The following is a 20,487-nucleotide window of genomic DNA, read 5'->3' as shown; positions in this document are numbered from 1 at the left end:
GTGTTTTCCTTGGTTTGATCGCGGAACTACAGTACTTAACTCAACTAGATGACGTACAAATCGACGTACTCATTGACCGGCATGGCTTCTAGCCGTGCCTGATCCAGCGACACGTCGAGAATCGCCAGTTGTTGCTTGACCGGAAAGCGGCGCGCGAGGTTGGTCTTGAACTTCTCGACCAGCAGCGGAATGCCGTCTTCGCGACGACGCTTATGACCGATCGGGTATTCGACTACGACTTCGTCGAACTGCGACCCGTCGTTGAATTCGATCGTCAGTGCATTGGCGATGGAACGCTTCTCCGGGTCGTGGTAATCCTTCGTGAACTGCGCGTCTTCCACACATTCCATCTTTGCGCGCAGCACATCGATACGCGCGTCCTGCGCGACCGAATCTTCGTAATCGGCAGCCGTCAGGCGGCCGAAAATCAACGGCACGGCGATCATGTACTGAATGCAATGATCGCGGTCGGCCGGATTATTGAGCGGACCTTTCTTGTCGATGATGCGGATGGCGGCTTCGTGCGTGCGGATAGTGATCTTGCGGATGTCTTCCACGCGCTTGCCGTGTGCGACAAGTTGCGCCTGCAACGTCATGGCGGCTTCCACGGCGGTTTGCGCGTGAAATTCGGCCGGGAACGAAATCTTGAACAGCACGTTCTCCATCACGTAGGAGCCGTACGGGCGCTGGAACGTGAACGCGTTGCCCTTGAAGAGCACGTCGTAGAAGCCCCATGTTTTCGCAGTCAGCACCGACGGATAGCCCATCTCGCCAGTTTTCGAAATGAGCGCGAGACGTACGGCGCGCGAAGTCGCGTCGCCCGCGGCCCACGATTTACGCGAGCCCGTGTTGGGCGCATGGCGGTACGTGCGCAGCGCCTGCCCGTCGACAAGCGCCTGCGAGACCGCATTGATCAGTTCGTCGCGCGTGAGGCCGATCAGTTGACCGACTACCGCCGTCGACGCGAGCTTGACGAGCAGCACGTGGTCGAGCCCGACCTTGTTGAAGGAGTTCTCGAGCGCGATGCAGCCTTGAATTTCGTGCGCCTTGATCATGGCGATCAACACGTCTTTCATTGCGAGCGGCGCTTTGCCGGCTGCGATGGCGGTGCGCGAGAGCCAGTCGGCCGTGGCGAGAATTGCGCCGAGGTTGTCCGACGGGTGCCCCCATTCGGCGGCGAGCCACGTATCGTTGAAGTCCAGCCAGCGGATCATGGCGCCGATGTTGAAGGCAGCCTGAACCGGGTCGAGCTGGAACGACGTGCCCGGCACCTTGGCGCCGTTGGGGACGATCGTGCCCGGCACGATGGGTCCCAGCAGCTTGGTGCAGGCAGGAAAGGTGAGCGCCTCGAGGCCGCAGCCGAGCGTATCGATCAGGCAATGACGCGCGGTTTCCAGCGCGAGCGCGCTGTCGATCTGATAGTCCAGAACGTAATCGACGATATCGACCAGGACCTGGTCCGGATCGGGTCGCACGTTGGAAATCGGAGCGGACATCGAGGGCTTTCCTGATGACGGCGGGTTATTCCGCCTTGTTGATCGCGTTCGATTGCGTCGGAGCCGGCGCGCCTTGCGCCATGGCTGCCGTCTTGCACTCGTCGGCGAGACGCGAGCTGTCCTTGTCCGAGAACAGCATGGCCTTGGTCGGAATCACGACCAGATCCATGCCGCTGGCGGCGTCGTGGAAGCGGTCCGCACCCGTGGTCGTGGATTGACGCGGCAGGTTGTAGTTCTTGTTTGCCCAGTGAACCGTAACGATCTGGTCACGCTTCATGTCGCCCTTCAGAGCGAAAGAAAGGCCTTCGTTGCACGACCACTTTTCGGCGCCTTCCGGAACCGGATCGACCTTGGCTTCCTTGGCCGGATTGGCTTTGCGCTTGATCAGACGGCGCGGCTGCGGCTTCTTCGGCACGGCCTTGGCAGCGGGCTTGGTGGTGGTCGCCGGTTGCGCGGCGGCGTCAGTCGCGACGGCGAGCATCGTCGTGGACAGGGCGCCAATCACGGCGGCGATCATCAGCTTCTTCATGGAGAAAACCTTTCTATCTAATTTCAGTTGAACGGTACGCGGTCTACCGGTCCTGGCGGCCGCGGGGTTGAACTGCACGCGCCTCTTAAGCGCACAGCGACCGCTATTTTCGCTTATTTAACGCCACGTACTTTAAATTCTCAGGCCCGGTGTAGTTCGCGCTCGGCCGGATGATCTTGTTGTCGATGCGCTGCTCGATGATGTGCGCACTCCAGCCAGACGTGCGCGCAATCACGAAGAGCGGCGTGAACATGGCCGTCGGCACGCCCATCATGTGATACGACACCGCGCTGAACCAGTCCAGATTTGGAAACATCTTTTTCACTTCGGCCATGACTTTTTCAAGGCGCTCGGCGATATCGAACAGTTTCGTGTTGCCCGCTTCCTTCGAAAGCTTCTTCGCCACTTCCTTGATGACCTTGTTGCGCGGATCCGAGATCGTATACACCGGATGCCCGAAGCCGATCACCACTTCCTTGTTCTCAACGCGTTTGCGGATGTCCGCTTCGGCTTCATCCGGCGTCTGGTAGCGCGACTGGATTTCGAACGCGACTTCGTTCGCGCCGCCGTGTTTCGGCCCGCGCAGTGCGCCGATCGCGCCGGTAATGGCCGAGTAGATGTCCGAGCCGGTGCCGGCAATCACGCGGCCGGTGAACGTCGACGCGTTGAACTCGTGCTCGGCGTAAAGGTTCAGCGACACATGCATGGCATCGACCCATGACTTCGGCGGCTCCGTGCCATGCAGCAGATGCAGGAAGTGCCCGCCGATCGAGTCGTCGTCGGTCTCGACCTCGATGCGCTTGCCGTTGTGCGAGTAGTGATACCAGTAGAGCAGCATCGAGCCGAGCGAGGCCATCAGTTTGTCGGCAATGTCGCGCGCGCCCGGCAGGTTGTGGTCGTCCTTCTCCGGCAGCACGGTGCCGAGCACCGACACGCCGGTGCGCATCACATCCATAGGATGCGCGGCGGCCGGAATCCATTCGAGCGCGGCCTTCACGTTCGCGGGCAGACCGCGCAGCGCCTTCAGCTTCGCCTTGTAGGCGCTCAGTTCGGCCTGCGTGGGCAGCTTTTCGTGCACGAGCAGATAGGCGATTTCTTCGAATTCGCAATTGCCCGCAAGGTCGAGAATGTCGTAGCCGCGATAGTGCAGGTCGTTGCCGGTCTTGCCGACGGTGCACAGCGCCGTGTTGCCCGCGGTCACGCCGGATAGCGCGACGGATTTTTTCGGTTTGAAGCCGCCTTGTACGCCGGCGCTTTGAGTGGTCTCGCTCATTTGCCGCAGTCTCCTGTTTGCGTGTTCATTGCTCCGCTTCCCCGAAAAGCGGCGCGGCGTCTTGCGGAATGGCGCGACCGGTGGAACGCGCGCGACGCAGCACCGACCAGTAATAACGGTAGCTCGCGCGGTCGTGCAACGTGTCGCGGTGGCGCGTCGGTCCCCACTGCGCGGATTGCGCGGCGAGCAGTATCTCCGCGGCGGTCGAGATTTCGTCCTCGCGCGGCGCGAACGCGTTCACGATTGCTTCGATCTGCGCGGGATGAATGCTCCACATGCGCGTGTAGCCGAACTCATTACGGGCCCGCGCGGCGTCGTTCGCGACCACGCTCATGTCGCGCACTTCGGTGCTGACGTTGTGCGACGGCACCTTGCCGTGCGCGTGGCAGGCCGCCGCAATCTCGAGCTTCGCGCGTCGCACGAGCGGATGCTCGAACTGGCCAGGCGAGCGCATTGCGGTGTCGGGAATCGCGCCGTCGTGCGCGGAAACGAAATCCATCAGGCCGAAGCTCAACGCCTCGACACCCGGCAACGCGGCCAGATCGAAGACGCGCGTGAGCGCGCCGTGCGTTTCCACCAGCAGTTGAACGGGTACCGGGTTCGCCACGCCGAGCTCGCGCCGCGTGGCCTCGATGAAGGCGATCATCTCGGCGGCGTCGGGCACCGTACGGATTTTCGGCAGCGTGATGTAAGCGGGCGCCCGCCGCGCGGCGCGCAGAATCAGACGGACGTCGTCGCGCCAATGCGGGTGCTCGAAGTCGTGAATGCGCACGCCGACGCGGCCGAAGCGGTCATGTTCGCTGCCGATCAGCGACGCGACCAGTTCCGCGTGTTCCGCCTCACGGCCGACTTGTGCGCCGTCTTCGCAATCGAGTGTGATGTCGAACACCGGCCCGAGCTGTTGCTGCAACGCGAGCGATTTCAGCATCAACTTCTCGCTGCCAGCGTAGTGATCGCAGGCCGGCAGCACAGCGGGCGGCACTTCGCCGTCAAACAGCACTTCGGCGGGTGTGAGGGCGCGCATCTTCAGCGTGAGTGGCGTGGGTCTTGTTGAAGGAAAACCGATTCGGGCGCGCTCTGTCCAGTCGTACAGGGAAGCAGGCAAAGCGCGCCGGGATCGGTTGCGAGTGGCTGGCGTGGCTCGAATGGTTCAGCGCATTCAAGCGGTGCAGTCAGCGCGGTTCGCACGAAAAAAACCGGAACCCGCCGCGATGACGCTACGGAGTTCCGGTTGTTCTGCATCAGGTGCTTAGCCGAGCAGATGCTGAACGCCTTCGCGCTCTTCCAGCAGTTCCTGCAGCGTGCCGTCCATCTTCTCGCGCGAGAACGCGTCGATTTCCAGGCCTTCCACACGCTTGTATTCGCCGTTTTCGCAGATCACCGGCACGCCGTAGACGATGTCTTCGGGAATGCCGTACGAGCCGTCCGACGGAATGCCCATTGTGACCCACTTGCCGCTGGTGCCGAGCACCCAGTCGCGCACGTGGTCGATCGCAGCGTTAGCCGCCGATGCCGCCGACGACAGGCCGCGCGCCTCGATGATCGCCGCGCCGCGCTTGCCGACGGTCGGGATGAAAGTGTTGCGGTTCCACTCGTCGTCGTTGATCAGCTTGGTCAGCGACTCGCCTTCGGCGGTCGCGAAGCGGAAGTCGGGGTACATGGTCGGCGAGTGGTTGCCCCACACAGCCAGCTTTTCGATGGAGGCGACCGGCTTGCCCGACTTCGCGGCCAGTTGCGACAGCGCGCGGTTGTGGTCCAGACGCAGCATGGCGGTGAAGTTCTTCTTCGGCAGATCCGGCGCCGACTTCATGGCGATGTAGGCGTTCGTGTTGGCCGGATTGCCGACGACCAGCACCTTCACGTCGCGGCTTGCGACTTCGTTCAACGCCTTGCCCTGAACCGTGAAGATTTCGGCGTTGGCCGACAGCAGGTCCTTACGCTCCATGCCTTTCGAACGCGGACGGGCACCGACCAGCAGGGCGACGTCGGCGTCTTTGAATGCGACCTTCGGGTCGTCCGTGATCACGACGCCCGACAGCAGCGGGAACGCGCAATCATCCAGTTCCATCACGACGCCTTTGACGGCGGCTTGCGCTTGCGGCAGGTCGAGCAGTTGCAGGATAACCGGCTGGTCCTTGCCGAGCAGATCACCATTGGCGATGCGAAACAGCAGGGAGTAAGCGATTTGACCTGCGGCGCCGGTGACGGCAACGCGCTTTGCGGGCTTAGCCATTGAGAAATCTCCAGGACGATGCGTTAGACGCTAGGGAAAACGCCATTCTATATGCGCGTTCAGCGAAGCGTTGTGAAACACGGCGGAAATTACGATTCGCGAACGGCCCGCTGCCAGCCCGGTTATTGCGAGCGGGAAACGGCGCTGCGGCAAGACCGCCATGCCGGAAACCGGTACTGCTGAGCTCTCTCAGGCCGGCGCTGCACGCCGGGCCGCCGGCGCAAAAAAGGACGACGCCAGCCGATGCTTGCTGAAAGAACGGGGCGGGCATTGGGGCGCCGGGGTAGCCGCTGCACAGTGCGGGCTCCCGCGAACAGCGCGTTTCGGCAAGCGTCTGACCAACGAATGGCGGCGAAATCGAAACCTGGACTGCGTGGGAACGGCGTGGTGCAGGTGCTGCCGGTGCGTTGCGGCGCTGCCTAACCAGGCGCAGCCAGCAACCGCCAAAAAACCCGCAAACCCTTGCTCGACAAGGAGTGTAGGAGTCGGCAGGCGCAAAGTCAACATTATCTTATGTCTTATATAAGACACATCTATTGCGGGAGAAATGCTGGACGCCGCCCAGCGCTTTATGATGAAATGCGCGCATGAATTCGAACCCGGCCAACACCACGAATCCGGGCGGCCAGGCGGCCGCGGGCGAAGGTGTATCCGCGGCTGTCCCCGCTGCGTCGCCCACCTTCAGTCCGCTCTACCAGCAGATCAAAGGGCTGATCACGCAGAGTCTGGAAAGCGGTGAATGGAAACCCGGCGAGATCATTCCCAGTGAAGTCGAATTGGCGGCCCGATACAAGGTCAGCCAGGGCACCGTGCGCAAGGCAATCGACGAACTCGCTGCCGAAAACCTCCTCGTGCGCCGCCAGGGCAAGGGTACATTCGTTGCAACGCACAACGAAGATCGTGCGCAGTTCCGCTTTCTCCGCCTGCTTGCCGACGACGGCGCCGAACATCCGCACGTCAGCCGCCTGCTGGAGTGCCGGCGGCTGCGCGCGTCGGCGGACATTGCGCGGCAACTGGATCTCAAGCCGGCCGAGCCGGTGGTCCTGATCAAGCGCTTGCTGCAGTTCGACGGCGAAGTCACCGTGCTCGACGAAATCTGGCTGCCTGGCGCCGTGTTTCGCGGGCTTACGCTCGAGCGGCTGTCGGAATACAAGGGTCCTCTTTACGCGATGTTCGAGACGGAATTCGGCACCCGCATGATCCGCGCCACGGAGAAAATCCGCGCGGTCGCCGCCGAGCCTTCGGTTGCCGATCTGCTGCAGGTGCCGCCGGGCTTTCCGCTGCTGTCGGTCGAGCGCGTGTCTTATACCTACGGGGATCGGCCGGTGGAAGTCCGGCGAGGTTGGTATGTCACAACCGGGTACTACTATCAGAACGACTTGAGCTGAGTCGGGCTGGATCAAGGGCGCAGCGTCCCACACGCGCGCCTCGTGCCGGTGCCTTCATTGCACGCGCTGTAACGGACCTGTTCGGGGTTTTCGCTGCAGCGCGAAATGAAAAGGCGCTAAAATTGCGGATTGGTGTGACTACATAGCAGGGGGTCTAGCATGGCTGAAGCGGTAAAAAAACCGAGGCCGGAATTCCGGAACATCGGTATCGGGCAGATATTGACGGCGTATCGCCTGCCTCTGGCGGGTCGCGTGTCGATCCTGCATCGTGTGAGCGGCGGCCTGCTGTTCGTCGCGTTGCCGTTCCTGCTGTACCTCTTCGACCAGAGCCTGACCTCCGAGCTGAGCTTCGAGGGCTTCAAGGCCTTTTTCTCCAACATCATCGTCAAGCTCATCGTGCTGGTGCTCGGCTGGGCCTACATGTTCCATTTCTGCGCGGGCGTGCGCCATCTGCTGATGGACACCAACCACGAAGCAGTCACCAAAGAGAAAGGCAGGCAGACCTCGATCGTCGTGTTCGTCGTGTCGTCGCTGCTGACCCTCGCCTTCGCGCTCAAACTCTTCGGAGCATTCTAAAAACATGGCAGCCCCTAACCGAATCGGCTCGAAGCGCCTTGTCGTCGGCGCGCACTACGGTCTGCGCGACTGGCTCGCGCAACGCCTCACCGCCTGCGTGATGGCCATCTACACGGTGATCCTGCTCGCGTGGTTCTTCGGCGCGCGCGATTTCTCCTACGAAGGCTGGGCCTCGATCTTCGCCACCCAGTGGATGAAGCTCGCCACCTTCGTCACGCTGCTCTCACTCTTCTATCACGCGTGGGTCGGCATCCGCGACATCTGGATGGACTATGTGAAGCCCGTTGGCACGCGTCTGCTGCTGCAGGCGCTGACGATCGTCTGGCTGCTCGCGTGCGCGGGCTACGCTGCGCAGATTCTCTGGAGAGTGTAAAAGCATGGCTGCAATCAAGAATAGCCTGCCGCGTCGCAGGTTCGACGTGGTGATCGTCGGCGCGGGCGGCTCGGGTATGCGCGCGTCGCTGCAACTGGCGCGCGCCGGTCTGTCGGTGTGCGTGCTGTCCAAGGTGTTCCCCACGCGCTCGCATACGGTCGCCGCGCAAGGCGGCATCGGCGCCTCGCTTGGCAACATGAGCGAGGACAACTGGCACTACCACTTCTACGACACGATCAAGGGCTCGGACTGGCTCGGCGACCAGGACGCGATCGAGTTCATGTGCCGTGAAGCGCCGAACGCCGTCTACGAACTCGAACACTTCGGCATGCCGTTTGACCGCAACGCGGACGGCACCATCTATCAGCGCCCGTTCGGCGGCCACACCGCGAACTACGGCGAGAAGCCCGTGCAGCGCGCCTGCGCCGCGGCCGACCGTACCGGCCACGCGCTGCTGCACACGCTGTACCAGCAGAACGTCGCGGCGAAGACGCAGTTCTTCGTCGAATGGATGGCGCTCGACCTGATCCGCGACGCCGAAGGCGACGTGCTCGGCGTGACCGCGCTCGAAATGGAAACGGGCGACGTCTACATCCTCGAAGGCAAGACCACGCTGTTTGCCACGGGCGGTGCGGGCCGCATCTTCGCGGCGTCGACCAACGCGTTCATCAACACCGGCGACGGCCTGGGCATGGCCGCACGTTCGGGCATCGCGCTGCAGGACATGGAGTTCTGGCAGTTTCACCCGACCGGCGTGGCCGGCGCGGGCGTGCTGATCACCGAAGGCGTGCGCGGCGAAGGCGGCATTCTGCGCAACTCCAACGGCGAGCGCTTCATGGAGCGCTACGCGCCCACGCTGAAGGATCTGGCGCCGCGCGACTTCGTCTCGCGCTCGATGGACCAGGAAATCAAGGAAGGCCGCGGCGTCGGTCCGAACAAGGACCACGTGCTGCTGGACCTGTCGCACATCGGCGCCGAGACGATCATGAAGCGTCTGCCGTCGATCCGCGAGATCGCGCTGAAGTTCGCCAACGTCGACTGCATCAAGGAGCCGATTCCGGTGGTGCCGACCATCCACTACCAGATGGGCGGCATTCCGACGAACATCAACGGCCAGGTGGTGGGCACGCCCAGGGGCCACGAGGAAGTGGTCAACGGCTTCTACGCAGTGGGCGAATGCTCGTGCGTGTCGGTGCACGGCGCGAACCGTCTGGGCACGAACTCGCTGCTGGACCTGGTGGTGTTCGGCCGTGCGGCGGGCAATCACATCGTGAAGCACGTGAAGGAGCTCAAGGAGCACAAGCCGCTGCCGGCCGATGCGGCGGACTTCGCGCTCTCGCGGCTGGCGAAGCTGGAGAGCTCGTCCTCGGGCGAGTACGCGCAGTCGGTGGCCAACGACATCCGCGGCACGATGCAGAAACACGCGGGCGTGTTCCGCACCTCGGCGCTGCTGGCCGAGGGCGTCGAGCGCATCCGCGAAGTGGCGCAGCGCGTCGACAACATCCATCTGAAGGACAAGTCGAAGGTGTTCAACACGGCACGCGTCGAGGCGCTGGAAGTGGCGAACCTGATCGAGGTGGCGCGCGCGACGATGGTGTCGGCCGAGGCGCGCAAGGAAAGCCGCGGCGCGCACGCGCAGAACGACTTCGAGCATCGCGACGACGAGAACTGGCTGCGCCATACGCTGTGGTTCAGCGAGGGCGACCGCCTCGACTACAAGCCGGTGCACATGCAGCCGCTGACGGTCGAATCGGTGCCGCCCAAGGCGCGGACCTTCTAAGCCACAGAGCAAAGGAATTCTGAAATGGCCAAGCGTACATTTGAAATCTACCGCTACGATCCGGACAAGGACGCGGCGCCCCGCATGCAGACGTACGAGATCGAGATCGACTCGCACGAGCGCATGCTGCTCGACGCGCTGGTGAAGCTCAAGGCGCTGGACGAGACGCTGTCGTTCCGCCGCTCGTGCCGCGAAGGCGTGTGCGGCTCGGACGCAATGAACATCAACGGCAAGAACGGGCTGGCGTGCCTGACGAACCTGAACGAGCTGCCGCAGAAGATCGTGCTGCGGCCGCTGCCGGGGCTGCCGGTGGTGCGCGACCTGATCTGCGACTTCACGCAGTTCTTCAACCAGTACCACTCGATCAAGCCGTACCTGATCAACGACACGCCGCCGCCGGAGAAGGAGCGTCTGCAGTCGCCGGAAGAGCGCGACGAGCTCGACGGGTTGTACGAGTGCATTCTGTGCGCGAGCTGCTCGACGTCGTGCCCGAGCTTCTGGTGGAATCCGGACAAGTTCGTGGGCCCGGCGGGTCTGCTGCAGGCGTACCGCTTCATCGCCGACAGCCGCGACCAGGCCACGGGCGAACGGCTCGACAACCTGGAAGACCCGTACCGGCTGTTCCGCTGCCACACCATCATGAACTGCGTCGACGTCTGCCCGAAGGGATTGAACCCGACCAAGGCAATCGGCAAGATCAAGGAATTGATGGTTCGGCGTACTGTGTAGACTGAATAACCTCCATGCTTCGCGTCGTTCGCTGCCCTTCGGGCGGTGGTACGACCCGGGGCGACCCGGCAAGTATTGACATGAACGATGCATCGCATCAGTCCGACCCTCTCCGCCGCGCGCGTCTTCGCTGGCGCGCCCGGCGAGGCCTGCTGGAAAACGATCTGATCTTTGAGCGTTTCTTCAGCCGATATGAGCATGACCTCAGCGATGCCGATGTGGGCGCACTTACGCGCCTGCTCGAGCTGAGCGATAACGACCTGATGGACTTGCTTCTCGCGCGCAAGGAACCTGAAGGCGAGCTTGCCGACCCGGACGTGATCCGGGTTCTGGAGCTGTTGCGCAACGCTTGAGCGCCGCGAGTGCGTAGTTCCGAGCGTGCAATTATCGAAACCCCGTTTCCATTCTTCGATTGAGGATGTGCTATGACCCCGTCAGATGTTAAAGCCACGCTATCGTTCAGCGACAATTCGCCGAGCGTTGAAATGCCGATTTACAAGGGCACTCTCGGCCCGGACGTGATCGACATCCGCAAGCTGTACGGCCAGACTGGCAAGTTCACGTACGACCCTGGCTTCATGTCGACGGCGGCGTGCAATTCGGCGATCACCTACATCGACGGCGATAAGGGCGAGTTGCTCTACCGCGGTTACGCGATCGACAACCTCGCGGAGAACGCTGACTTCCTCGAAACTTGCTACCTGCTGCTGAAGGGCGAACTGCCCAACGTCGAGCAGAAGGCCGAGTTCGTGAAGACCGTGACGAACCACACGATGGTGCATGAGCAAATGCACTTCTTCTTCCGCGGTTTCCGTCGCGACGCGCACCCGATGGCGATTCTGGTCGCCGCAGTCGGCGCGCTGTCGGCCTTCTATCACGACTCGCTGGACATCAACAATCCGCGCCACCGTGAAGTGTCGGCTATCCGCATGATCGCGAAGCTGCCGACGCTCGTCGCGATGGCTTACAAGTACAGCATCGGTCAGCCGTTTGCGTATCCGCGCAACAACCTGTCGTACAGCGCGAACTTCATGCACATGATGTTCTCGAACCCGTGCGAAGACTACAAGGTCAACGACGTGCTGGTGCGTGCTCTCGACCGCATCCTGATCCTGCACGCGGACCACGAGCAGAACGCGTCGACGTCGACCGTGCGTCTGGCCGGCTCGTCGGGCGCAAACCCGTTCGCGTGTATCGCAGCCGGTATCGCGTGTCTGTGGGGCCCGGCGCACGGCGGCGCGAACGAAGCTGCGCTGAACATGCTGGAAGAAATCGGCTCGGTCGACAACATTCCTGAATTCATCAAGCAGGTGAAGGACAAGAACTCCGGCGTGAAGCTGATGGGCTTCGGTCACCGTGTCTACAAGAACTACGACCCGCGTGCGAAGCTCATGCGCGAAACCTGCCACGAAGTGCTGAATGAACTGGGTCTGCACGACGACCCGCTGTTCAAGCTGGCGATGGCACTGGAAAAGATCGCGCTGGAAGACGAGTATTTTGTGTCGCGCAAGCTGTATCCGAACGTCGACTTCTACTCGGGTATCGTGCAGCGCGCGCTGGGCATCCCGACGTCCATGTTCACGTGTATCTTCGCGATGGCGCGTACGGTCGGCTGGATTGCACAGTGGAACGAAATGATCGCCGATCCGGAGCAGAAGATTGGCCGTCCGCGTCAGCTGTTCATCGGCGATACGCCGCGTGAAGCGAAGCCTATTACGCAACGCTGATCGGGGTTGAACCTCCCCGTCTGTAGTTGGCTGTTCACTGCGGGCTGGGAGGAACTCTAGCGCGCCGAATCCGAAACGCCTCAACGGGTACAACCGTTGGGGCGTTTTTCTTTGAGCGGCACGCTGACGCATCGGCTGGCCTCACAGTGATGAGCCGCGACCCCTCACCCACAAAAACGCTTCAAGCCTCCGGCGCGCCCCGTCCACGCCTTGCCGGCTTATCAAGCGAAGGCGAGCGCGTGCGCAGATCCTGCTGCGCAGCCTCTGGACCCTTCGGCACGCGGCCGTGCGTTTCAAAGAAGCGCCGGTACGTGCTCGGCGTCATGCCTCGCGCGGCGAGAAACTGCCGATTGAAATTGGCGAGATTCGGAAAGCCGGCTTTCGCGGCGATCAGCGCGACGGGCCATGTCGTGTCTGTCAGTTGACGGGTCGCGTAGCCGATCCGTAGCCGGCTCAGATAGCGCCCCACGCTTTCGCCCAGATGCCTCGTGAAGTACCGGTGCAGCGAGCGCTCGGACAGATTGGCGACCTCGCACAGTTCGGCGATGCGCAGCGGCTCGTGAAAACGCCGGTCCAGCAGATCGAGCACGCGGTTCAGGCGCTCAGCCTCGGATGCGCTGCCACCTGCCATCGCGGTAGCGCCGCTAACTTTTTGCCGGGAGTCTGGGGCTGGGGAATCGGCGGAATGGTCACCGTCGAGAAACTGGTTAGAGCCGGCGGCTCGACCAGAGCGCCGCACGGACGCCCCGACGACCTTCGCTGCGCGTCGATGCGCAGCCGGCGACGCCAACGGCTCGGACTCGGCCTCCGCGAGTTGCGCCAGCACCTCGAGCACCGCCCCAAGCCGAACGCGCGGCGAAGCGTCGAGCAACGCAGCCATGCGTTCGCGTACCGAGGCTGCGGCTTCGCTGGAAAAGCGCAGACCTGGCGCGCCCCGTCGCAGCAGCGTGCGAAGCGACGCAAACTCCGGGCAGCAGTCCGCAATACGCCGCGCCCAGTCGCCGCTGAACCACACGACAATCGCCACCTGAGGCGCGCTTGCGTCGATCGGTTCAGTCGACGCCCACGTATGCGGCATGTCCGGCGGCACCAGCACGAGATCGTCGCCGCTGTAGTCCGCAACGTGATCGCCGATGAACCGGCGGCCACGGCTGTTCATGGTCAGCGTCAATTCGTATTCGGGATGGTGATGCCACTCGAACGGAATCTGCGCGAGCTGCCGGTGGTAGACGCGGATCGAGCAGCCGTCGGGAATGGTGACGCGTTCGTATTGAGGTTTCACGGCGGACGTTCCGAGGCAGGCGAGCCGGCCGCACGGAGAGAAGCTGCGGCGAATGTCTGAATTGTATCGGTATCTGGCCGTAAAGCATGCTTCGTGACGGTCGAACCTCCTTAATCTTCAAGAAGGACAGCCCTACACAGACCATCACACGGAGACACACCATGCCGCTTGTCATCGACAATATTCCGGAGGCGATTCGCAGCACGAAGCGTGCGCTGCGGGCCGCGCTGCCGACCTACAAACAGGTTTTCGACGAAGTCGAAGGCGCGATCCGCGAGCAGATCGATGCAATTCACCGCGACCGCGCCCAGGGGCGCGACGCGATTCCCGTGTTCGACTACGCGTCGGTCGCATCCGGCAGCGTCGATCCGGCCACCATCGCCGCCATCAAGGTGCGGGGCGCATGCGTAGTGCGCGGTGTTTTCGACCGGCAACAGGCAAGCGACTGGAACGACGAAATCACCGATTACCTCGTGCGCAACGATCTCGACGCGAGGCTCGCGCATCGGGCAGAGGACAAGTATTTCGGCAATCTGTCGTCGAGCAGGCCGCAGATTTACGGCGTCTACTGGTCGAAGCCTCAGACAGCCGCGCGCCAGTCGGAACAGCTGACTAACACCCGCGTGTTCCTCAATCGTCTGTGGAAGTCGGAGAGCGAAGGCAGGCGACATTTCGATCCTGAGCGCGTGCCGGTTTACGCGGACCGGATTCGTCGCCGGCCGCCTGGCTCCGAGTCGCTGGGCTTATCGCCGCACGTGGATGGCGGCTCGGTCGAGCGCTGGCTCGATCCAAACTTCCAGAAGGTTTATCGACATGTGCTGTCGGGCAACTGGCGCGCGTATGACCCGTTCGACGCCGCTTACCGGCCGGATGTCCAGGAAATTCCATCGCCGGCCGTGTGCTCGATGTTCCGCACCTTCCAGGGCTGGACCGCGCTGACGCCCCAAGGTCCCGGCGACGGCACCTTGCAACTGGTTCCAATCGCAAACGTCATGGCTTACATCATTCTGCGCGCGCTTCAGGACGACGTGCCGGACGACGAACTGTGCGGCGCGCAGGCCGCGCGAGCCCTATCGATCAAGGCCGAGTGGCACGGCCTGCTGCTGGAAGCCGTCACGCCGATTCCGCATATGCAGCCGGGGGACGCGGTGTTCTGGCACAGCGACGTGGTGCATTCGGTCGAGGACGCACATCGCGGCAAGGGCTACAGCAACGTGATGTATATCGCGTCAGCGCCGTGGTGCGCGAAAAACGAAGCGTATTTGAGGCGCCAGTTGCCAAGCTTTCTGCGCGGCGAAAGCCCGCCCGATTTTCCCGCCGACCACTTCGAGACGGACTTCGCCGGCCGCGCACAGGAAAGCGATCTGACGGCGCTCGGCCGCGCGCAACTCGGGTTCGAATTGCCGCGCTAAGCAGTGCGGCAGGCGCGGCGGTGAGTAACACGCCTCGCCTTGCCGTCAACGCGGTCGCTCGAGCGCGTTGCCCTTGCGACTAGCGTGCCGCCGCAATCAGGTCCGTCGGCGCACCATGCCGTAGATCACGAGCAGCACGATCGCGCCAATTACCGATGCGATCCAGCCCGCGGCCTGGCCCGGCTGGTACCAGCCGAGCGCTCGCCCCACGTAGCCCGCAATCAGCGAGCCGGCAATGCCGAGAATGATGGTCATGAGCAGACCCATGCGGTCGTCGCCGGGCTTCAGTGCCCGAGCGATCAGTCCCACGATCAGCCCTACGATTACCGTACCAATGAAGGAAAGCATGCAGACCTCCGAAAGAGTGTGAGTGTTACCGTCTTCACTACTACCGCTACCGTTCCTGCCGCGATGCTGTTGGGAGCATACGCGCTGAACGCGGAACCGGTCGCAAGAGTCGCGCCCGTTTGTGCGGCGGGTGGCCTTCGCAACGGCGGCAAGCTTGCCGGCAGCTTGCCGGGTGCCGCCGATACAGGTATCGACACTACCACCCAACTCACTGTTTTTTATCGCTTTTTTCCATGATGCGACGGCCCACGGCGTGACTTCGCGTGGCATAATCGACCGACACAGTCAGCCCGCAGTCATTACTACCCCGCATACCATGGCACAGACTCTCTACGACAAATTGTGGAACACACACGTGGTCCACACGGAAGAAGACGGCACGACGATTCTCTATATCGACCGTCACCTGCTGCACGAAGTGACCAGCCCCCAGGCGTTCGAAGGGCTGAAGCTGGCCGAGCGTCCGGTGTGGCGCATCAGCGCGAACCTGGCTGTGTCGGACCATAACGTGCCGACCACGGACCGCAGCCACGGCATTGCCGATCCGGTTTCGAAGCTGCAGGTCGACACGCTGGACTCGAACTGCGACGCCTTCGGCATCACGCAGTTCAAGATGAACGACCTGCGCCAGGGCATCGTGCATATCATCGGGCCCGAGCAGGGCGCCACGCTGCCTGGCATGACGATCGTCTGCGGCGACTCGCATACGTCCACGCACGGGGCGTTCGGCGCGCTCGCGCACGGCATCGGCACTTCGGAAGTGGAGCACGTGCTGGCCACGCAAACGCTCTTGCAGAAGAAGAGCAAGAACATGCTGGTGAAGGTGGAAGGCCAACTGCCGCGCGGCTGTACCGCGAAAGACATCGTGCTTGCGATCATCGGCAAGATCGGCACGGCGGGCGGCACGGGCTATGCCATAGAATTCGGCGGTTCGACGATTCGCGCGCTCTCCATGGAAGGCCGCATGACCGTGTGCAACATGGCGATCGAAGCGGGCGCGCGCGCCGGCATGGTCGCCGTGGACGACACCACGATCGACTATCTGAAGGGCCGTCCGTTCTCGCCGGAAGGCGCGGAGTGGGACGTGGCCGTGGAATACTGGAAGCAGTTCAAGTCCGACGAAGGCGCGCATTTCGACCGCGTGGTCGAGTTGAACGCAGCGGAAATCGTGCCGCAAGTCACGTGGGGCACGTCGCCGGAAATGGTCACCGCCGTGGACGGCCGCGTGCCCGATCCGGAGCGCGAGAAAGATCCGGTCAAGCGCGACGCCATGGAGCGCGCGCTCAAATACATGGCGCTGGAACCGAATGCGCCGATCGAGTCGATCAAGCCGGATAAAATCTTCATTGGGTCGTGTACCAACGCGCGCATTGAAGACATTCGCGCCGCGGCATACGTCGTGAAGAAACTGGGCCGCCGCGTCGCGCCGAATATTCGCCTTGCCATGGTCGTGCCGGGCTCGGGTCTCGTGAAAGCGCAGGCCGAGCGCGAAGGCCTCGACAAGGTGTTTACGGAGGCCGGTTTCGAATGGCGTGAGCCGGGCTGCTCGATGTGTCTCGCGATGAACGCCGACCGGCTGGAGCCGGGCGAGCGTTGCGCGTCCACCTCGAATCGCAATTTCGAAGGTCGTCAGGGCGCCGGTGGCCGTACCCATCTCGTGAGCCCCGCCATGGCCGCAGCCGCAGCCATCGAAGGGCATTTCGTCGATATTCGCAAGCTGGGATAAATCGCATGATGAACAACATGAATCGCACTACTCTACTGCGTCGCTTCGCGCTCGGTGCTCTGGCTGGGTTGCTGCTCGGTCTGACCGGCTGCAACACGGTGCACGGATTTGGGCAGGACATGTCGCACCTCGGCAATTCGATCAGCAATCACGCTGAGAAATAACCGGTTTTTGATTTTTGCCGGCGATGTGGCGCGCGGCCTTCATGCCGCCACACACGCATCGCCCGGTCCTGAAACAGGCGCAAGCGTCATGGATAAATTCATCGTACACACCGGCGTCGTGGCGCCGCTCGATCGCGAGAACGTCGACACGGACGCGATTATTCCCAAGCAATTCCTGAAGTCGATCAAGCGCACGGGTTTTGGTCCGAACGCTTTCGACGAGTGGCGTTATCTCGACCACGGCGAGCCGGGTCAAGACAACTCGAAGCGTCCGCTGAACCCGGACTTCGTGCTGAACCAGCCGCGCTATCAGGGCGCTTCCGTGCTGCTCGCGCGCAAGAATTTCGGCTGCGGCAGCTCGCGCGAACATGCGCCGTGGGCGCTTCAGCAGTACGGCTTTCGCGCGATCATCGCGCCGAGCTTCGCGGACATTTTCTATAACAACTGCTTCAAGAACGGGTTGCTGCCGATCGTGCTGAGCGAACAGCAGGTCGATCATCTGTTCAACGAAACGTACGCATTCAACGGTTTCCAGCTGACCATCGACCTCGAGGCGCAAGTCGTGCGCACGTCGGACGGCGCGACGGAGTATCCGTTCGAAGTCGCGCCTTTCCGCAAGTACTGCCTGCTGAACGGTTTCGACGACATCGGCCTCACGCTGCGTCACGCGGACAAGATTCGCCAGTTCGAAGCCGAGCGCATGGCGAAGCAGCCGTGGCTGGGTCATCGCATCGTCGGGTAAAGCTTGCGCGCGCTGCGGCTCTGCGCGCGTTGCATTGGCTGCACAGGCTGAAAGTCTCGAAGAAAATCATTAAGGAATTCGCATGAAGATCGCAGTGTTGCCGGGCGACGGCATTGGCCCCGAAATCGTCAAGGAGGCCGTCAAGGTCCTGAACGTGCTCGGCGAACAATTCGAACTGGAAGAAGCGCCGGTTGGCGGCGCGGGCTACGAGGCGAAGGGCCATCCGCTGCCTGATTCCACGCTCGCGCTCGCGAAGGAAGCCGACGCAATCCTGTTCGGCGCTGTGGGCGACTGGAAGTACGACAAGCTCGAACGCGCGCTGCGCCCCGAGCAGGCCATTCTCGGGCTGCGCAAGCATCTGCAGTTGTTTGCGAACTTCCGCCCGGCAATCTGCTATCCGCAACTCACCGGCGCTTCGTCACTGAAGGAAGAAATCGTTTCGGGCCTCGACATTCTGATCGTGCGCGAACTGAACGGCGACATCTACTTTGGCGCGCCGCGCGGCGTGCGCGAAGCGCCGGACGGCCTGTTCGCCGGTTCGAAGGAAGGTTTCGACACCATGCGTTATTCGGAGCCCGAAGTGCGCCGTATCGCGCACGTCGCCTTCCAGGCGGCGCAAAAGCGCGGCAAGAAGCTCACTTCGGTGGACAAGGCGAACGTGCTCGAAACTTCGCAGTTCTGGAAAGACGTGATGATCGACGTTTCGAAGGAATACCCGGACGTGGAGTTGTCGCACATGTATGTCGACAACGCCGCCATGCAACTGGTGAAGGCACCCAAGTCGTTCGACGTGATCGTGACCGGCAACATGTTCGGCGACATTCTGTCCGACGAGGCTGCCATGCTCACGGGCTCCATCGGCATGCTGCCTTCGGCCTCGCTCGACAAGAACAACAAGGGCTTGTACGAGCCCTCGCACGGCTCCGCGCCGGACATCGCCGGCAAAGGCGTGGCCAATCCGCTCGCGACTATTCTGTCGGCCGCCATGATGCTGCGCTATTCGCTGAACAAGGCCGAGCAGGCGGACCGCATTGAAAACGCTGTGAAAAAGGTGCTGGAGCAAGGCTTTCGCACCGGCGACATCCTGACGCCCGGCTGCAAGCAGGTGGGCACGGTCGCCATGGGCGACGCAGTGGTCGCCGCACTGTAAAAGCGGCTGGCGCGCGGCTGCCAAGCCGCGCTCATGCGCGGCGCGCTCCAAGGCCTGCCGCGCGAGTCGTTAAATCGGTCTTTAACCCGCGAATCGGCCCAAATCAAAGCCGATTCGCGCCTGAAAGAGACGACAAGAGACGACAAAGGACGATAGCGACGGACAACGACGTCGCCGGATTCCGGTTTTCGTGTATATTGTAGCGATGGCACAAATGGCTCAAATCTCCAAGATTTCGAAACTGCACGGCAAAACGGCCCGTGTGGTTGAGCTCGCCATTTCCACTCAAGCGCTGATTAAAACGATTACCCCGAAAACGATCACGAAACGCTGATCGTCCGTCGTGCCCGCTCATCTTCCCCGCGCGGTCACTGCGGGCAAAGATGCGGGGAAGTTTCCATTCGAAGGGTATGAAGTCATGAACGTAGGTCTCGTAGGTTGGCGCGGCATGGTCGGCAGCGTCCTGATGCAGCGTATGCAGCAGGAAGGCGATTTCGACTTGATCGAACCGGTGTTTTTCAGCACCAGCAACGCGGGCGGCAACGCGCCGTCGTTCGCCAAGAACGAGACCAAGCTCAAAGATGCGACAAGCATCGAAGACCTGAAGAAGTGCGAAGCAATCATCTCCTGCCAGGGCGGGGACTACACGAACGAAGTGTTCCCGAAGCTGCGCGCAGCGGGCTGGAACGGCTACTGGATCGACGCGGCTTCCGCGCTCCGCATGAAGGACGACGCGGTCATCATTCTCGATCCTGTCAACCTGGACGTGATCAAGAACGCGCTGGTCAAGGGCCAGAAGAATTTCATCGGCGGCAACTGTACGGTCAGCCTGATGCTGATGGCGCTCGGCGGCCTGTTCCGCGAAAACCTCGTCGACTGGATGACGGCCATGACGTACCAGGCCGCGTCGGGCGCGGGCGCGCAGAACATGCGCGAGTTGCTCTCGCAAATGGGCACGCTGCATGGCGCGGTGAAGAACGAACTCGCGGACCCCGCTTCGGCGATTCTCGATATCGACCGCCGCGTGCTTGAAGCAATGAACAGCGACAGCATGCCGACCGACCACTTCGGCGTGCCGCTCGCCGGTTCGCTGATTCCGTGGATCGACAAGGACCTCGGCAACGGCATGTCGAAGGAAGAATGGAAGGGCGGCGCTGAAACCAACAAGATTCTCGGCAAGCCGGCCATGGGCACCCCCGGCTCCATTCCGGTGGACGGCCTGTGTGTGCGCATCGGCGCAATGCGCTGCCACTCGCAGGCGCTCACCATCAAGCTGAACAGGGACGTGCCGCTGGACGAAGTCAACAGCATCCTCGCTTCGGGCAACGACTGGGTCAAGGTCGTGCCGAACGAGCGTGAAGCTTCAATGCGCGACCTGTCGCCGGCAGTCGTCACGGGCACGCTGACGGTGCCGGTCGGCCGCGTCCGCAAGCTGGCCATGGGCGGTGAATATCTGTCGGCATTCACGGTCGGCGATCAGTTGCTGTGGGGCGCGGCTGAGCCGCTGCGCCGCATGCTTCGCATTGTGCTCGACAAGTAAAGTAAACTACGCGGTCACG

20 protein-coding genes are annotated in these 20,487 nt (G+C 62.4%); 13 read left to right on the top strand and 7 right to left on the bottom strand.

The window, feature by feature from the left end; genetic code table 11:
- Nucleotides 1-44 precede the first annotated feature (44 nt).
- The 5 genes from JNB89_RS21510 to JNB89_RS21490 all read right to left on the bottom strand — a co-directional run bounded on the left by JNB89_RS21510 (nt 45) and on the right by JNB89_RS21490 (nt 5,531).
- Nucleotides 45-1,496 carry a bifunctional 2-methylcitrate dehydratase/aconitate hydratase gene (locus JNB89_RS21510; RefSeq protein WP_220363534.1) on the bottom strand — a complete coding sequence of 484 codons (1,452 nt, stop codon included), beginning with the start codon at nt 1,494-1,496 and terminating at the stop codon, nt 45-47.
- A 25-nt stretch (nt 1,497-1,521) separates the two neighbouring features.
- Entirely contained in the window at nt 1,522-2,025 is a 504-nt protein-coding gene (locus JNB89_RS21505; protein WP_135895219.1) for a hypothetical protein, read from the bottom strand.
- A 103-nt stretch (nt 2,026-2,128) separates the two neighbouring features.
- Nucleotides 2,129-3,298: a bifunctional 2-methylcitrate synthase/citrate synthase gene (prpC, locus tag JNB89_RS21500; protein ID WP_013342071.1), complete on the bottom strand. Its 1,170-nt coding sequence runs from the start codon at nt 3,296-3,298 to the stop codon at nt 2,129-2,131.
- 25 nt (nt 3,299-3,323) lie between these two features.
- A complete protein-coding gene (locus JNB89_RS21495; RefSeq protein ID WP_220363533.1) occupies nt 3,324-4,322 on the bottom strand; it encodes an HpcH/HpaI aldolase/citrate lyase family protein in 999 nt (332 codons plus the stop codon).
- Between the two features lie 225 nt (nt 4,323-4,547).
- Nucleotides 4,548-5,531, bottom strand: coding sequence for a malate dehydrogenase (locus JNB89_RS21490; RefSeq protein ID WP_220363532.1), 984 nt, complete (start codon nt 5,529-5,531; stop codon nt 4,548-4,550).
- Nucleotides 5,532-6,118: 587 nt separating this feature from the next.
- Between JNB89_RS21490 and JNB89_RS21485 the strand changes: the two genes are divergently transcribed.
- From JNB89_RS21485 to gltA, 7 genes are all read left to right on the top strand, one after another.
- Nucleotides 6,119-6,919: a GntR family transcriptional regulator gene (locus JNB89_RS21485; protein ID WP_135895223.1), complete on the top strand. Its 801-nt coding sequence runs from the start codon at nt 6,119-6,121 to the stop codon at nt 6,917-6,919.
- A 159-nt stretch (nt 6,920-7,078) separates the two neighbouring features.
- Nucleotides 7,079-7,495: a succinate dehydrogenase, cytochrome b556 subunit gene (gene sdhC / locus JNB89_RS21480; RefSeq protein ID WP_013342067.1), complete on the top strand. Its 417-nt coding sequence runs from the start codon at nt 7,079-7,081 to the stop codon at nt 7,493-7,495.
- Between the two features lie 4 nt (nt 7,496-7,499).
- Nucleotides 7,500-7,868 carry a succinate dehydrogenase, hydrophobic membrane anchor protein gene (gene sdhD / locus JNB89_RS21475; protein ID WP_013341961.1) on the top strand — a complete coding sequence of 123 codons (369 nt, stop codon included), beginning with the start codon at nt 7,500-7,502 and terminating at the stop codon, nt 7,866-7,868.
- Between the two features lie 4 nt (nt 7,869-7,872).
- A complete protein-coding gene (sdhA, locus tag JNB89_RS21470; protein WP_013341962.1) occupies nt 7,873-9,648 on the top strand; it encodes a succinate dehydrogenase flavoprotein subunit in 1,776 nt (591 codons plus the stop codon).
- A 24-nt stretch (nt 9,649-9,672) separates the two neighbouring features.
- Nucleotides 9,673-10,377: a succinate dehydrogenase iron-sulfur subunit gene (locus JNB89_RS21465; protein WP_013341963.1), complete on the top strand. Its 705-nt coding sequence runs from the start codon at nt 9,673-9,675 to the stop codon at nt 10,375-10,377.
- Nucleotides 10,378-10,457: 80 nt separating this feature from the next.
- A complete protein-coding gene (locus JNB89_RS21460; protein ID WP_006047561.1) occupies nt 10,458-10,730 on the top strand; it encodes a succinate dehydrogenase assembly factor 2 in 273 nt (90 codons plus the stop codon).
- A 72-nt stretch (nt 10,731-10,802) separates the two neighbouring features.
- Nucleotides 10,803-12,104: a citrate synthase gene (gene gltA, locus JNB89_RS21455; protein WP_013342066.1), complete on the top strand. Its 1,302-nt coding sequence runs from the start codon at nt 10,803-10,805 to the stop codon at nt 12,102-12,104.
- Nucleotides 12,105-12,285: 181 nt separating this feature from the next.
- Here the strand turns inward: gltA and JNB89_RS21450 are convergent, their stop codons facing one another.
- Entirely contained in the window at nt 12,286-13,386 is a 1,101-nt protein-coding gene (locus JNB89_RS21450) for a helix-turn-helix domain-containing protein (RefSeq protein ID WP_220363531.1), read from the bottom strand.
- A gap of 161 nt (nt 13,387-13,547) precedes the next feature.
- Here JNB89_RS21450 and JNB89_RS21445 point away from each other — a divergent pair, with 161 nt between their 5' ends.
- Nucleotides 13,548-14,798 (top strand): DUF1479 domain-containing protein, encoded by a 1,251-nt coding sequence (locus JNB89_RS21445; protein WP_220363530.1) that lies wholly within the window; start codon nt 13,548-13,550, stop codon nt 14,796-14,798.
- Nucleotides 14,799-14,894: 96 nt separating this feature from the next.
- Here the strand turns inward: JNB89_RS21445 and JNB89_RS21440 are convergent, their stop codons facing one another.
- Nucleotides 14,895-15,146, bottom strand: coding sequence for a GlsB/YeaQ/YmgE family stress response membrane protein (locus tag JNB89_RS21440; protein WP_013342063.1), 252 nt, complete (start codon nt 15,144-15,146; stop codon nt 14,895-14,897).
- 316 nt (nt 15,147-15,462) lie between these two features.
- On the opposite strand from JNB89_RS21440, the gene leuC reads away from it, so the two are divergent.
- The 5 genes from leuC (at nt 15,463) to asd (ending at nt 20,468) form a co-directional block, all read left to right on the top strand.
- On the top strand, nt 15,463-16,872 hold the full coding sequence (gene leuC / locus JNB89_RS21435) for a 3-isopropylmalate dehydratase large subunit (protein ID WP_013342062.1): 1,410 nt from the start codon (nt 15,463-15,465) through the stop codon (nt 16,870-16,872).
- Between the two features lie 5 nt (nt 16,873-16,877).
- A complete protein-coding gene (locus tag JNB89_RS21430) occupies nt 16,878-17,036 on the top strand; it encodes an entericidin A/B family lipoprotein (RefSeq protein ID WP_013342061.1) in 159 nt (52 codons plus the stop codon).
- Nucleotides 17,037-17,124: 88 nt separating this feature from the next.
- Nucleotides 17,125-17,778 carry a 3-isopropylmalate dehydratase small subunit gene (gene leuD, locus JNB89_RS21425; protein ID WP_013342060.1) on the top strand — a complete coding sequence of 218 codons (654 nt, stop codon included), beginning with the start codon at nt 17,125-17,127 and terminating at the stop codon, nt 17,776-17,778.
- Nucleotides 17,779-17,860: 82 nt separating this feature from the next.
- Entirely contained in the window at nt 17,861-18,928 is a 1,068-nt protein-coding gene (gene leuB, locus JNB89_RS21420; protein ID WP_013342059.1) for a 3-isopropylmalate dehydrogenase, read from the top strand.
- A 418-nt stretch (nt 18,929-19,346) separates the two neighbouring features.
- A complete protein-coding gene (gene asd, locus JNB89_RS21415; protein WP_220363529.1) occupies nt 19,347-20,468 on the top strand; it encodes an aspartate-semialdehyde dehydrogenase in 1,122 nt (373 codons plus the stop codon).
- The last annotated feature ends 19 nt before the right edge of the window (nt 20,469-20,487 follow it).

This window comes from Paraburkholderia phenoliruptrix, assembly GCF_019511605.1.
Classification (GTDB): Bacteria; Pseudomonadota; Gammaproteobacteria; order Burkholderiales; family Burkholderiaceae; genus Paraburkholderia; species Paraburkholderia phenoliruptrix_A.
This window is presented reverse-complemented; position numbering and strand designations above follow the sequence as displayed.